Source organism: Hymenobacter siberiensis (genome assembly GCF_018967845.1).
In the GTDB taxonomy this organism is placed as follows: Bacteria; Bacteroidota; Bacteroidia; order Cytophagales; family Hymenobacteraceae; genus Hymenobacter; species Hymenobacter siberiensis.
Map to the genome: position 1 here is coordinate 1,456,134 of NZ_JAHLZZ010000001.1, position 12,724 is coordinate 1,468,857.

Annotated in this window: 12 protein-coding genes; 8 read left to right on the forward strand and 4 right to left on the reverse strand. The window is 61.7% G+C overall.

What is annotated here, in order from left to right:
* The first annotated feature begins 60 nt into the window (after positions 1 to 60).
* Together KQ661_RS06170 and KQ661_RS06175 are read left to right on the forward strand one after the other, a co-directional pair.
* Complete coding sequence (locus KQ661_RS06170; RefSeq protein WP_216679838.1) at positions 61 to 1,464, forward strand: chloride channel protein; 1,404 nt, start codon at positions 61 to 63, stop codon at positions 1,462 to 1,464.
* A gap of 159 nt (positions 1,465 to 1,623) precedes the next feature.
* Entirely contained in the window at positions 1,624 to 2,331 is a 708-nt protein-coding gene (locus tag KQ661_RS06175; RefSeq protein WP_216685933.1) for a GAF domain-containing protein, read from the forward strand.
* A gap of 231 nt (positions 2,332 to 2,562) precedes the next feature.
* Here the strand turns inward: KQ661_RS06175 and KQ661_RS06180 are convergent, their stop codons facing one another.
* The 3 genes from KQ661_RS06180 to KQ661_RS06190 form a co-directional block, all read right to left on the reverse strand.
* Positions 2,563 to 3,441, reverse strand: coding sequence for a DNA/RNA non-specific endonuclease (locus KQ661_RS06180; RefSeq protein WP_216679840.1), 879 nt, complete (start codon positions 3,439 to 3,441; stop codon positions 2,563 to 2,565).
* A gap of 206 nt (positions 3,442 to 3,647) precedes the next feature.
* On the reverse strand, positions 3,648 to 4,580 hold the full coding sequence (locus tag KQ661_RS06185; RefSeq protein ID WP_216679841.1) for an NAD-dependent epimerase/dehydratase family protein: 933 nt from the start codon (positions 4,578 to 4,580) through the stop codon (positions 3,648 to 3,650).
* Positions 4,581 to 4,588: 8 nt separating this feature from the next.
* On the reverse strand, positions 4,589 to 5,749 hold the full coding sequence (locus tag KQ661_RS06190; protein ID WP_216685934.1) for a DegT/DnrJ/EryC1/StrS family aminotransferase: 1,161 nt from the start codon (positions 5,747 to 5,749) through the stop codon (positions 4,589 to 4,591).
* 63 nt (positions 5,750 to 5,812) lie between these two features.
* On the opposite strand from KQ661_RS06190, the gene KQ661_RS06195 reads away from it, so the two are divergent.
* Both KQ661_RS06195 and KQ661_RS06200 read left to right on the forward strand, forming a co-directional pair.
* Positions 5,813 to 6,025: a hypothetical protein gene (locus KQ661_RS06195; protein ID WP_216685935.1), complete on the forward strand. Its 213-nt coding sequence runs from the start codon at positions 5,813 to 5,815 to the stop codon at positions 6,023 to 6,025.
* 282 nt (positions 6,026 to 6,307) lie between these two features.
* Positions 6,308 to 6,805, forward strand: coding sequence for a hypothetical protein (locus tag KQ661_RS06200; protein WP_216679844.1), 498 nt, complete (start codon positions 6,308 to 6,310; stop codon positions 6,803 to 6,805).
* 106 nt (positions 6,806 to 6,911) lie between these two features.
* Here KQ661_RS06200 and KQ661_RS06205 read toward each other — a convergent pair whose 3' ends face one another.
* Positions 6,912 to 7,370: a BLUF domain-containing protein gene (locus KQ661_RS06205; RefSeq protein WP_216679845.1), complete on the reverse strand. Its 459-nt coding sequence runs from the start codon at positions 7,368 to 7,370 to the stop codon at positions 6,912 to 6,914.
* A 632-nt stretch (positions 7,371 to 8,002) separates the two neighbouring features.
* Between KQ661_RS06205 and KQ661_RS06210 the strand changes: the two genes are divergently transcribed.
* The 4 genes from KQ661_RS06210 (at position 8,003) to KQ661_RS06225 (ending at position 12,605) form a co-directional block, all read left to right on the forward strand.
* Positions 8,003 to 9,400: an exopolysaccharide biosynthesis polyprenyl glycosylphosphotransferase gene (locus tag KQ661_RS06210; protein ID WP_226915742.1), complete on the forward strand. Its 1,398-nt coding sequence runs from the start codon at positions 8,003 to 8,005 to the stop codon at positions 9,398 to 9,400.
* 175 nt (positions 9,401 to 9,575) lie between these two features.
* A complete protein-coding gene (locus tag KQ661_RS06215) occupies positions 9,576 to 10,316 on the forward strand; it encodes a WecB/TagA/CpsF family glycosyltransferase (protein ID WP_216679846.1) in 741 nt (246 codons plus the stop codon).
* A 125-nt stretch (positions 10,317 to 10,441) separates the two neighbouring features.
* A complete protein-coding gene (gene rfbF, locus KQ661_RS06220; protein ID WP_216679847.1) occupies positions 10,442 to 11,335 on the forward strand; it encodes a glucose-1-phosphate cytidylyltransferase in 894 nt (297 codons plus the stop codon).
* 163 nt (positions 11,336 to 11,498) lie between these two features.
* On the forward strand, positions 11,499 to 12,605 hold the full coding sequence (locus KQ661_RS06225) for an NAD-dependent epimerase/dehydratase family protein (RefSeq protein ID WP_216685936.1): 1,107 nt from the start codon (positions 11,499 to 11,501) through the stop codon (positions 12,603 to 12,605).
* The last annotated feature ends 119 nt before the right edge of the window (positions 12,606 to 12,724 follow it).

Below are 12,724 nucleotides of genomic sequence, written 5' to 3' on the forward strand. Positions count from 1 at the left end.
TTAGAAACAGGCGGTGGCTGGCGGCTCCCCGCTCGATTTACCTGCACCTTTGTACAGTATATGCCCGATTCTCCCTTCCGATACGCCCGCGTCCTGGCCTGGTTCGACCACGTTTTTATTCAACCACTGTACACGGCGCGGGTGCGGCGTCTTATCCTGCAAAGCTTCCCCTTCTGGATTGCTTCGCTGTTGACCGGGCTCATGGCCGTGGGCTACGAAAAAGTATTTGCCTGGGCCGAAGAAATTAGTTTTTCCTGGCTGCGCCGCGAGCCGCTGCTGGCCTTCGGGCTCACGCCGCTGGCCTTTCTGGCCTCGTGGGCGCTGGTGAAGTGGCTGGCCCCGGCGGCGCGGGGCAGTGGCATTCCGCAGGTAATGGCCGGCATCGAGCTCTCGACGCCCGTGCAGCACCGCCGCACGGCCTACCTGCTCAGCCTGCGGGTGGCCGGCGTGAAGGTGCTCAGCAGCGTGGTGCTGCTGCTGGGGGGCGGCGTTATCGGCCGCGAAGGGCCGACGATTCAGGTTTCGGCGGCCATTTTCCGGGCCATCAACCGGCTGCAGCCGGCGGGCTGGCCCCAGCTCTCGCGCCAGATTGCGCTGGTGACCGGCGGCGCGGCCGGCCTGGCGGCGGCCTTCAACACGCCCCTGGGCGGCATCGTGTTCGTGGTAGAGGAGCTGACCCAGATTCACATCTCGCGCTTTCGCATGGCCGTGTTCAGCGCCGTGATTATCGCGGGCCTCACGGCCCAGCAGTTTCTGGGTTCCTACCTGTACCTGGGCTTTCCCAAAATTACTTCGCCGGCCGGTTGGTACCAGGCCCTGGTGATGGTGGCGGCCGTGGCCTGCGGGCTGGCAGGTGCGTATTTTGCCAAAACCCTGCTCTGGCTGAACAGCTACCGCAAGCGCTTCACTACGCCGCTCACGCAGGCGGGCTGGGTGGTGGGCTGCGGCCTGCTGCTGGCCGCAATGGCCTACCTGGTGGGGCCCGATGGCGTGGGCACGGGCAAGCCCATCATCAACCGGCTGCTGTTTCAAAACAGTGGCGTGATGCCCGGCTACCTGTTTCCGGTGCGCTTCGTGGGCATGGCCCTGAGCTACAGCAGCGGCGGGGCGGGCGGCGTGTTTGCCACTTCGCTGAGCGCGGGTGCGCTGCTCGGCGACGGCATTGCGCAGCTGGCGCACGTAGCCGTGGCCGACCGCAACCTGCTGATTCTGGTGAGCATGGTGGGCTTCCTGACGGGGGTGGTGCGCTCGCCGTTCACGGCCGCTATTCTGGTGCTGGAAATGACGGACCGGCACTCGGCCATTTTCCAGCTGCTGATTGGGGCCATGCTGGCCCAGGCCGTGGCCGCGCTCGTGGACCCGCACTCGCTGTATGAGCACCTGCGCCAGGGCTTCATCCGCGAGACGCTGAGCCAGGAAGCCGCCACGCCCGCGCCGGAGCCGGAAGCCGTGCTACCTTCCTGAAACCAGGGAACTGAGGAGCCGATAATGCATTAGGAAGCAGATTTATCCGTATCAGGAAATAAGCCTGTCCTCGACTGGCCGGCGTTTATTCATTGAGCCCGGAAAGCTATTGGCCTCAATAGCCGCTATGTTTGCAGGCTTTCCATTCGCCCGTCGCCCATGTCCGCTATTCCTGCCCATTTGTTGCCCACCAACGAACCCGAGCGGCTACAAAGTATTCGCGCATATGATGTGCTGCCCACCCTCAGCGAGCCGTTGTTCGATGAGTTTGTGGCCCTCACCGCCCAGGTATTCAGCCTACCCATCTCCCTCATTGCCGTGGTTGAGGAAGACGAGGTGCACTACCCCGCCAACCACGGCATGCCCGGCAACGACCAGCAGCCCCGCGTCGAAGCCCTGTGCTCTACGGCCATTCAGCAGGCCCGCACCGTGGTTTACCACGACCTGCTCCTCGAAGACAGTGCCCGGCTCACGCCCGAAGCCGTTCGCGCCGCTCAGGATAATAAGCTGCGCTTTTATGCCGGGGCCCCGTTGCGTCTGCCCGACCAGCGCCTCCTCGGCACGCTCTGCATCATCGACCGCCAGCCCCGCACCTTCAGCGCCGATGAGCAGCAGGTGCTCGACCATCTGGCTGCCGTGGTTGGCCAGTTCATTGCCGTGCGGCACACCTGCCTGGCCCGGGCTGCCGTGGGCGCGGCGCAGTGGGAGCAGCTCCGCACCATGCTACAGGAAGAACTGCGCGAGCTCACGGCGTTGGTGCGGTACCTCTTTACCCGGTATGGCATTCAAATCCCCGTGCCCGCCGACCTGCTGGCCCAGGTAGAGCGCCGCCTGTTCGACCTGCAACACTTGCTTGAGGAGGCGTAGCGCTGATTGAGTTTTTGCTGATTTTCAGCTATCTAAATACTTATGCAGAAGTGCTTGTATGCTCCGGTCGGACCGCCCTAGGCGGTCCGACCGGTTGTCGTAAGGACGAAATCGAAGGTGCTTCAACCGGTCCGACCGTCTAGGGCAGTCGGACCGGCAGGCCCGTTTTCGCCAGCATCCCGCAACAATGGCGCTGTATGCCAGTCTGCAAGCCGCTCTAGGCACGCCCGCTCAGTTGGTAGGGCCGTTATCGACGCGGGCTTCGATGACCTGCTGTACGGCGGTGGGCACGGCCGAAAGCAGGTCGAGGCCCGTGGCCGTTTCAATGGCATCGACGCTGGTGCGGTAGGTATCCCACGCCGTGCTGAGGGAGTTGTCGTTGGGGGTGTCGATGGCAATAATGCGGGTGCTGGCGCTGACGCGGGCGGCATCGTTGGTGCCGGTGGGCAGCACCACGATGACTTTCCAGCAGCGGGCCGGTACCGTCACGCGGCCCTGGTCTAGGGTGGTGGCGTAGCCGTTGCTGCCCGTGCCGCCGCGCCCGTAGCTCCCGCAGATGAGGTAGACCTCATTGCCGGCGTCGAGGAAGGTGCGGCAGTAGTTTTCCAGGGTGGCCCACGTCTGCTGGTTGTTACGCGGGGCCTGGGGCATCATGTTGGTCATGAGAAACGTGGCCGAGTTATCGGCCACGGTGCTGGTGCGGTCGGCGCTAGGGCAGTTGTGGCCGCGGTCGAAGCCCGAGCCGGTGTAGCTGTTGGCCTGCACCTGGTACCAGCCGGCGGGCAGGGTGTTGTCGGGCCGGAAGTCGTCTTGGCGGGCGGCGCTGCCGCGCCAGTCGGCGCTCAGGTGCCAGCTCACCCAGTTGGGAATGCCCCGGTCGCGGTGGTAGCTGAGCGCATATGGAGGTTTCATCAGCAGGTAGTTAGTGGGCTGCGCGATGTCGGCGGTAGCTCCGCTGGGGTTGCCCATTGTGAGATGCTCAGGCAGCGGCTGGGTGGTTGCGGTGGGGTTGCCGGGCGTGGGGGCCACGGCTTCTTTCTGGCAGGCAGCCAGCAGCAGGGCCAGCGCTAGGGCGGGCAGGCGGAAGTACCGCAGGAGAGTGTTGTGCATCGGTTGGCAAGAGGGTAATGGCCCTTACTACGTGAACAGGGGGCAAAAAAGTCCGCGTATTCGCCAAGCTGAGCTATTTTGGAGATTCCATTCTGGTTTTGAGGGCGCTTCGTTAATGAAGCCATTTAGCAATTCGGCTGTTGCGCACATTTGTCATCCTTCGCAAGCTCAGGATGACAGGTCGTTTTTGCGGCATTCCCGGCAACTCAATACGGAAACACCGACTCGTAATACTTGACAGTCTCGGCGATGCCGTCCTGAAAATCGGTGAAGCGGAACAGCGGGAATACCTGGCGGAATTTGGCGTCGTCCATCACCTTTTTGGGCGCGCCATCGGGTTTGCTGGCATCCCAGCGGAGTTGGCCGTGGTAGCCGAATTTGGCCTGGATGATGTCCACCAGCGCCCGCACGCTCAGGCCGTCGTTCTGGGCTAGGTTGGTGGGCTGGTCGAGGCCGGGGCGGGCAGGGTTTTGCAGCACTTCCCACACCAGGCGGGCAAAATCGGCCGCGTAAAGCCACTCGCGGATGGGCAGGCCCGTGCCCCAGATGGAGAGCTCGGGCTGGCCCAGCTTTTCGGCCTTCACAAACTTCGAAATCAACGCGTTGAGGGCGTGCGCTTTGTTGGGGTCGGTTGAGTCGAACGGCCCGTACATGTTGGGCGTGAGCAGGTGGATGCTGCGCACGCCGTATTGCATCTCGAAGCACTCGGCGGTGGCCCATAGCAGGCGACGGCTGGCCCCGTAGCTCAGCACCGAGCGGTGCAGGTGGCCGTTCCACCAGCCGCTTTCCTCAAACACATCGGCCTCGGCCGGGTAGGCGCAGTTGGCGATGGGGTTCACCACTAGGGCGTCCGGACATTCCTGTGCCACGGCTTCGTACATGCCCAGAATCATGCGCGAATTATCAGCAATTACCGTGGCGGCCTTCTCCGTCACGTAGTTGAGGCTGCCTACGTGGGCCGCGCAGTTCACGATGTGCGTGGGGCGCTGGGCGCGCAGAAAAGCGGCCGTGGCCGCCGCATCGCGCAGGTCGAGGCCGGTGCTGAGCGACGCGCCCACGTAGGCCACGCCGCGCTGGCACAACTCCCGGGCCATGTTGCGGCCGGCAAAGCCGGTATGGCCAAACAGTACGACTTTCATGGCCGGGCTCACCATCCTTGCTTGATTACATCCACGATATAAGCGGCCTGCTCGGCGGTCAGGGCATCGTGCAGGGGTATGTGAATCTGGGTTTCGTCGAAGTGGCGCTGCCGGGTCAGGTCGGGGCGCTTGCCCCCAAACAGCGCGTTGTGGTCGATGCCATCGTGCACCACCGATGCCGCTACGCCCCGGGCCCGCAATGCCCGAACGAAGCCCAGTCGGTTCTCGACGTGGAAGCCGAACAGCCAATGGGCGCTTTCGCGGTCGGGCTGGTGCACAAAATGCGTGAGGCCCGGCACCCGGCACAGGCCGTCGCGGTACTGCTGCACGCGGGCGCGGCGCGCCGTCATGCGCCCGGCAAAGCCGTCGAGGTTGGCCAGCCCAAGGGCGGCGGCGTAGTCTGATAGATGGTATTTGTAGCCCACGTCGGTGAGGTCGTATTCGCGTTCGCCCAGCTCATTCACCGGCGAGTGGGCCCGGTCGATGCCAAACCAGCGCCGCCGAAACACCTCGCGGGCCAGCTCCGGCGAGCGGGCGCACAGCGCGCCCCCATCGCCGGTGGTGAGGTGCTTGATGGCCTGAAACGAGAAGCAGGTGAAATCCGAAATGGCCCCAATGGCCTGGCCCCGGTAGCTGGCCCCGGGGCTGTGGGCCGCGTCCTCAATCACCACCAGCCCGTGCCTGTCGGCCAGGGCCTGAATTTCGGCCAGGTCGCAGGGGTAGCCGCTCCAGTGCACCGCCATAATGGCCTTGGTGCGTGGCGTGATGCGGTGCTCGATGTCGGCCGGGTCGATGTTGCCGGTTTCGTACTGAATATCGGCAAACACCGGCCGGGCCCCCACCTGCACTACCGTGAGGGCCGAGGCGATGAAAGTCTGCGGCGCCAGGATAACCTCATCGCCCGCCCCGATGCCGGCCACTTCCAGGGCCAGGTGCAGTGCACTGGTGCCCGAGTTCAGAGCCGCCGGGTGGCGCATGCCTAGCTCGGCACTCAGCCGGGCTTCGAATTCCTGCGCCAGCTTTCCCTCGCTCAAGTAGTTGCTGGCCAGTACATTACCCACACGTTGGGCTGCACTGGGGTGTACAAACGTGCTGAACATGGGCAGCAGTTGGCCCGCCGTCAGAGCCGGAGCCCCAACGGATGGGGCAGGGAGGTAAGGGTTAATCATGTGGATAATGTAGAAAGGTATAGTTTAAATGTAATAATATATTTTTATATTTATCTTCTGATTATGCGCATTTACTTTTTTAATGAAAAAATAGTGGTCTGGTATGAGCGCCCGCCCGTTGGTGCCGCGCCATGCTTTGCCACGAAACAGGTCGGCGACTTGCTACAACACTGCACCGTGGGGCTGGCCTTGGGCCGGCCAGGGCTGCCGGCCGCCGGCACACTGCCGCTGCGTAATAATAAAAGTGGATTTAAAACAAAACCAATATCACCATAAGAGAAATGTAAGGTAAATTGGCTGATAGCCATATTTTGTACTTATAATGTGCTGCAATAGAGCCTTTTTATCTAAAAATATTCAATGTAACTTTCCAAATAGAAAATTCTAATAATAGGCTTTTTCCGCGAATGGCTGAACCAAAATAAAATGAGAAAAGTTAGGCTCCCGAGTGTCAGATATAGTCCTGATGCTGAATTCGAATGCTTACCCGTTAAATAACTAGATGTTTCACTATGTTCGTCCCTGTTGCGGGACGGCGTAACCCCAAAAGTTGTTTGCATGAAAAAAATGCCCCTATTCCTGGGTGTAGCCCTCGCCGCGCTGACCTTAGCTTCCTGCGAAAAAGAGCTCGAGCAAGTAAATAGCTCGCCTCAATCGTCCACTGCGGCCTCCACGCTGGCCAAGCCGGACCTGCTCACCACCGGCAACTGGCGCCAGACCGGCCTCACCGTGAGTGCCCCCGCCGAAGGCACGGCCCCGGCCGCCACCTCCGACCTGTTTGCCCAGGTCCGGCCTTCCATGCTGGTGCAAAATGCCATGTATAAGTCGGACGGCACCTATACGCTGCTGCGCGGCCCGCGCCCCGGCAAGCAAACCGCCGAGCCCGTGAGCGGCACCTGGCGCCTGACGGCTTCGGCCGACTCGCTCATCCTCACGCAGGCCGACCGCACCCGCCGCTTCGCCGTGGCCGAGCTGACGGCTACCACGCTGCGCCTCGCTTATTCGGAAGGCGATGCCGGCAAAGCCTCAGTGTATACGTCGGTGTTCTCGCGCTAAGCCCGCCTTCATTTTTCTGGGTATGCTGCACCGCCCGGCCAATTTGGCCGGGCGGTATTTTTTTGGTCCCTACTCGCAGTGTCTACGGTACAAACCGGGGTTGAGCTTAGCGCCGGCTGCCAATCATGCTCTCAGCCATGGGGCTATCGTCGTAGCCCGCCGTGAAATCCAGCAGCAGGCGCTTGAGCTCGGGCAGGACGTGGGGCAGGTTGCTCACCCGGAAGTAGGCCGCGCTGGGGGCCAGGTAGCCCGGTACCGCCAATGGCCCGGCCCCGGAGCGAAAACTCATGCTCCAGTCCGAAAACACCCGCTTTATGTTGTGGCCCTCGCTCAGCACGATGAGGTGCTCGTGGCGCGGGTCGGTGGCAATGCGGTGGTAGTACAGGTGCTGCACGGCCGCTTTTTCGCCTTCCAGCAGCTGCAGAAACTGGCCGTTGGGGGCGTGCAGCAGAATGCCCGTGATGCCCCGTGCCACATTGTACGTGTGGGATTGGTGCAGCAGCTCCAGCAGCTCTGGCAGACTGAAGCTGGCCAGAGCCTGGCTTTGGTATAGAAGGTGATACAAGCCCATGGTAGGAAAGCTGCTGAGGCCGCCGTGGCGGCGATAACAAATACGAAAGGCTTACCTGGAAAGGGCTGGCGGGGCTTCCGGCGACGCTGGCAGTGGCCCTGAATGCCATTGCCGGCCCATACTACACGCTTTAGACCAGACTGCTGCCTACTGTGAGCGGAATAGAAGGGCAACAGATGCTTAAGGCTGAAAATCCCTCAAATGTACATATGATTTTACGAATTACATATTGTATATTAAATTGATTCAAAAATAAATGTGTGCTGTTGTGATGCCGGTAGTAGAAATAAGCCCTGGATTGGCAATGCCCCCGGGCACCCTGGCCGCGCCGCTGGGTAGTGAGCCCCGACGGTGATAGCCATGCCAGAAAGCGGTAAAGCCCTGAGGATGCGGGTAGTACGCATTTAATTAGAAAAATAAATATATAAACTAATTAATATTAAAAGAGATAATGCTCTGTGCTTCAATTATAAGACGTATAACTATTTCTACAACTAAGATTATTAAACTAATATTTAATCATATTTAATATTGGTAACTAAATATTAAAGCACTATCTTACTTCTATATTCACCCCGGAGCAGCTGCCGGCTGGGGGCAGTGAGCAACTTGTTACTTCCTGAGCTATGGAACGATATGTACGGTACTCGGATACTTCCCGCTTTATTCTGCTGGCCATGGATGGCATCCTTATCTGGCTGGCCTTTCATGCGGCGCAACTGGTCGTATGGCACTCGTGGGCGATGAGGAGCGACATGCCCTTTTTCATCATCACATTTGCGCTGCTGTGGTGGCTGCTCTCGCGGCAGTACGCCAACGTGTACCGCCGCGACCGCCGCATTTCCTACGGCGAGAAGCTGCGGCACCTGCTGAAGGCGTTTCTGCTGCACGGCGTGCTGGTGGTGGGCACGGTGGTGGCGCTGCGCATCGATTACCTGTCGACGCGCTACCTGGCGGCCATTTATGGGTTTTCGGTGGTGGGCGTGGTGGTGGGGCGCTTCGGCATCACGTTTGGCTACCGCACCTGGCTGCGGTACTTTGCCCGGCTGCACAACCGCTTTGTGATAGTGGGGGCCAGCCAGAGCGGGCAGGAGCTGTACCACGCCCTCACGGCCGACGACTCGACCAGCTACCAGTTTAAGGGCTTTTTTACGGATGAGGCGCTGCCCACCAACCTGCGGGCTCTGCGGCGCGGCGCGGTAACGGACCTGATGAGCTACTGCCTGAGCACGTCGGTAGACGAAATCTACTACGCGCTGCCGCTCGACCGGCACGACCTGATTGAGGAGCTGTCGCGCTTCGCGGAAGACCATTTCCTGGCCTTCCGCATCGTGCCCGACTACCAGGGCACGGTGGGCCAGGATGTGGGCGTGTATTTCCACGACCACCTGCCCATTCTTATGGTGCGGCAGGAGCCGCTGGGCTTTCGCACCAACCAGGTGCTGAAGCGGGGGTTCGACCTGGCGTTTTCGCTGCTCGTGATTTTGGGGCTGTTTCCCATTATTCTGCCGGTGCTGGCGTTGCTCATCAAGCTCGATTCGCCGGGGCCGGTGTTTTTCAGGCAGATGCGGCCGGGCAAGCGCAATAAGCTGTTTCCGTGCTACAAGCTGCGCACCATGCGCGCCGACCACCGCCAGACCGAGTTGCAGGCCACCAAGGCCGACCCCCGGGTGACCCGCGTGGGCGCTTACCTGCGCAAGTATAATCTCGATGAATTGCCGCAGTTTTTCAACGTGCTGCTCGGGCATATGTCGGTGGTGGGGCCGCGGCCCAATATGGTGTCGCAGCTGGAGGAATACTCCAAGCGCGGCCGCACCTACCAGCTGCGCCACGCCGTGACGCCCGGCATCACGGGCTACGCCCAGGTGAACGGCTTCCGGGGCGAAACCCGCGCCCCCAACGCCATGGAAAAGCGCGTGGAATACGACCTGAAATACGTGCAGAACTGGTCGTTCGTACTCGATTTGCAGATTATCGGCAAGACCGTGCGCAACATGGTGAAGGGCGAGGAAAACGCTTATTGAAAAATATGAGAATATGAGAATATGAGAATGTGAAAATGTGAAGAGTGTGAAAATGAGGCTATATGATAGTGTTGATAGTCAACGTATTCCCGCATTTCCCGCATTTCCCGCATTTCCCACATTCCCCACATTTCCCACATTCCCCACATTCCCCACATTCCCACATCAAAAAATAATGCTGCCAAAACACGCTGTATTGCACGCCAACATCTCGACAGGGTGCACCGCCGATTTCGTCGACGCCATTCTGGGCTTGGGCGCGGCGCGGGCCTCGGCCTACGTGTGCTTTGCCAACGTGCACATGTTGGTAGAGGCCGAGCGCAACGCCGAGTTCCGGCAGATTTTGAACAACGCGGCCGTGGTCGCGCCCGATGGCAGCCCGGTAGCGGCGGCTGTGCGCTGGTTTCGGGGGCCGGCGCAGGAGCGCATGGCCGGTATGGACCTGCTGCCCGCGCTGCTGCGCGCCGCCGCCGAGCGAGGGCAGTCGGTGTATTTCTACGGCACTACCGACGATGTGCTGGAGGCCATGGTGTGGCGGGCGCGCAGGGAACTGCCCACCCTGCGAATAGTAGGGGCGTATGCGCCGCCCTTCCGCGAGCTCACGGATGCGGAGGATGCCGCCGAGGTAGCGGCCATCAACGCGGCCGACCCGGATTTACTGTTTGTGGCGCTGGGCTGCCCGCGCCAGGAGCGCTGGATGGCGGCCCACCAGGGGCGCATCGGGGCGTGCATGCTGGGGGTGGGGCAGGCCTTCCGGGTGTATGCCGGCCTGGAGCCGCGCCTGCCGGCATGGGCCCGCAAGCTGTGGCTGGAATGGGCGTTCCGGCTGTGGCAGGAGCCGCGCCGCCTGGCTCGTCGCTACTTCGTCACCAACACCCGCTTTATCTACCTGATGGCCCGCGCCACGCTTGGATAGTGGTGAAATGGTGAGGTGGCGAGATGGTGAGTTTGTCTCATTTGCCACCTCGCCACCTCACCACTTCACCACTTCACCACTTCACCAACTCACCACTTCACCAACTCACCACTTCACCAACTCACATGAAAGCAGTGATACTAGCGGGCGGCTACGGCACCCGAATCAGCGAGGAAAGCGGCGTGCGGCCCAAGCCCATGGTCGAAATCGGCGGCAAGCCCATTCTGTGGCACATCATGAAGATTTATGCCCACCACGGCATCACCGATTTCGTGATTTGCTGCGGCTACAAGGGGCACATGATAAAGCAGTATTTCTCGGATTATTTCCTGCTGAACTCGGACGTGACCTTCCGGATGGACCGCAACGAGATGCAGATTCATCGCAACAACGCCGAGCCCTGGACCGTGACGCTGGTAGATACCGGCCTGGAAACCATGACCGGTGGCCGCCTGCGCCGCGTGCAGAAATACCTGGATGATGAAACGTTTTGCCTGACCTACGGCGACGGCGTGAGTAACGTCGACATCGCGGCCAGCATCGAATACCACCGGGCGCAGGGCGTGCTGGCCACGCTCACGGCGGTGCGGCAGCCGGGCCGCTTCGGCGTGTTCAACCTGGGCGACGGCGACAGCCACGTGAGCAACTTTATGGAGAAGCCCGAGGGCGGCGAAACGCCCTGGATAAACGGCGGCTTTTTCGTGCTGGAGCCGGGCATTTTCGACTACCTCGACCACGACCAGACGGTGTGGGAAAAGGCCCCTCTAGAGCACCTCGCCGCCGCCGGGCAGCTGGCCGCCTACCGCCACGCCGGCTACTGGCAGCCCATGGATACCCTGCGCGACCGCAACATGCTGGAGGAGCTCTGGCAGGCCGGCAAGGCCGAATGGAAGCTGTGGGACCAGGCCCCCGCTGCCCCCGCAACCGCGCCCGAGCTCAAAACCATTCTGGCCGCGCCGCTGGCCGAGCCGGCCGGCCGTGGCCGCGCCGCCGCTACCTGCCTCATGCCCAGCGACTAAAAACACCAACCATGAACGCCGTGCCGGGTGCCGCTGGCGCATTGCCGCAGCTCCGCTAAGATAGAACGGAGCCCCTTCCCACGGTCGCGATGGGTTGGCGAGCCCGGCACGATATTCTGGTCGATTTATGACTGTATACACCTCACCAATAACTGACTGTGCTATGAAACCTGCCCGCATTCTCATCACCGGCAACATGGGCTACGTGGGGCCTGGCGTGGTGCGCCACCTCCGACAAACCTACCCCAACGCGGAGCTGATTGGCTACGACATGGGCTTTTTTGCCCACTGCCTCACTGGGGCTACCCGCCTGCCCGAGTCGCGGCTTGACCGCCAGGTTTTTGGCGATGTGCGGATGCTGCCCTCGGGCCTGCTGGCCGGCGTGGATGCTGTGGTGCACCTGGCCGCCATTTCCAACGACCCCATGGGCACCGCCTACGAGGACGTGACGATGGACGTGAACTACCGCGCCGGCATTGCCCTGGCCCAGCGCGCCAAAACCTACGGCGTGAAAAGCTTCGTGTTTGCCAGCTCGTGCAGCATGTACGGGCTGGGCGGCGAGGATGCCAAAACCGAAACTTCCGCGCTGAACCCGCTCACGGCCTACGCCCGCTCTAAAGTAGCCAGCGAGCGCGACCTCGCCCCGCTGGCCGATGCGAACTTCCGGGTGACCTGCCTGCGCTTTGCCACGGCCTGCGGCTGGAGCGACCGGCTGCGCCTCGACCTAGTGCTGAACGACTTTGTGGCCGGCGCGGTGGCCACCGGCGAAATTAGTATCCTGAGCGACGGCACGCCCTGGCGGCCGCTCATTCATGTGCTGGACATGGCCCGCGCCATTGGCTGGGCCGTGACGCGGGAAGCCAGCAACGGCGGGGCTTTCGTGGCTGTGAACGCCGGGGCCAACACCTGGAACTACCGGGTGCGCGAGCTGGCCGAGGCCGTGGCCGCCGCCATCCCCGGCACCACGGTGCGCCTCAACCCCGACGCCGCCCCCGACCTGCGCTCGTACCGCGTTGATTTCAGCTTGTTCCGCCGCCTTGCGCCCGACCACCAGCCCATTCATACCCTGGCCGATACCATCAGCGAGCTGCAGCGCAAGCTGGTGGAAATGGGTTTCCGCGACCCCAATTTCCGGGCCTCGCGCCTGATGCGGCTGCGCGTGCTGGCCGCCCTGCGCGAGCAGGACGAGCTGACCGAGGACCTGACCTGGGCGCTGTGCCCCACCAAAGCCGCCGTGCCGCTCTACCGGGCTGAGCTGATGGTGGTGTGAGCCATCTGAGCTAGGAGAACGTCAATCAAAAGAACGTCATGCTGAGCGTAGCCGAAGCATCTCGCGTGCTTCAGCTAATCAATACGATTGGATTACTAATCCACGCGAGATGCTTCGGC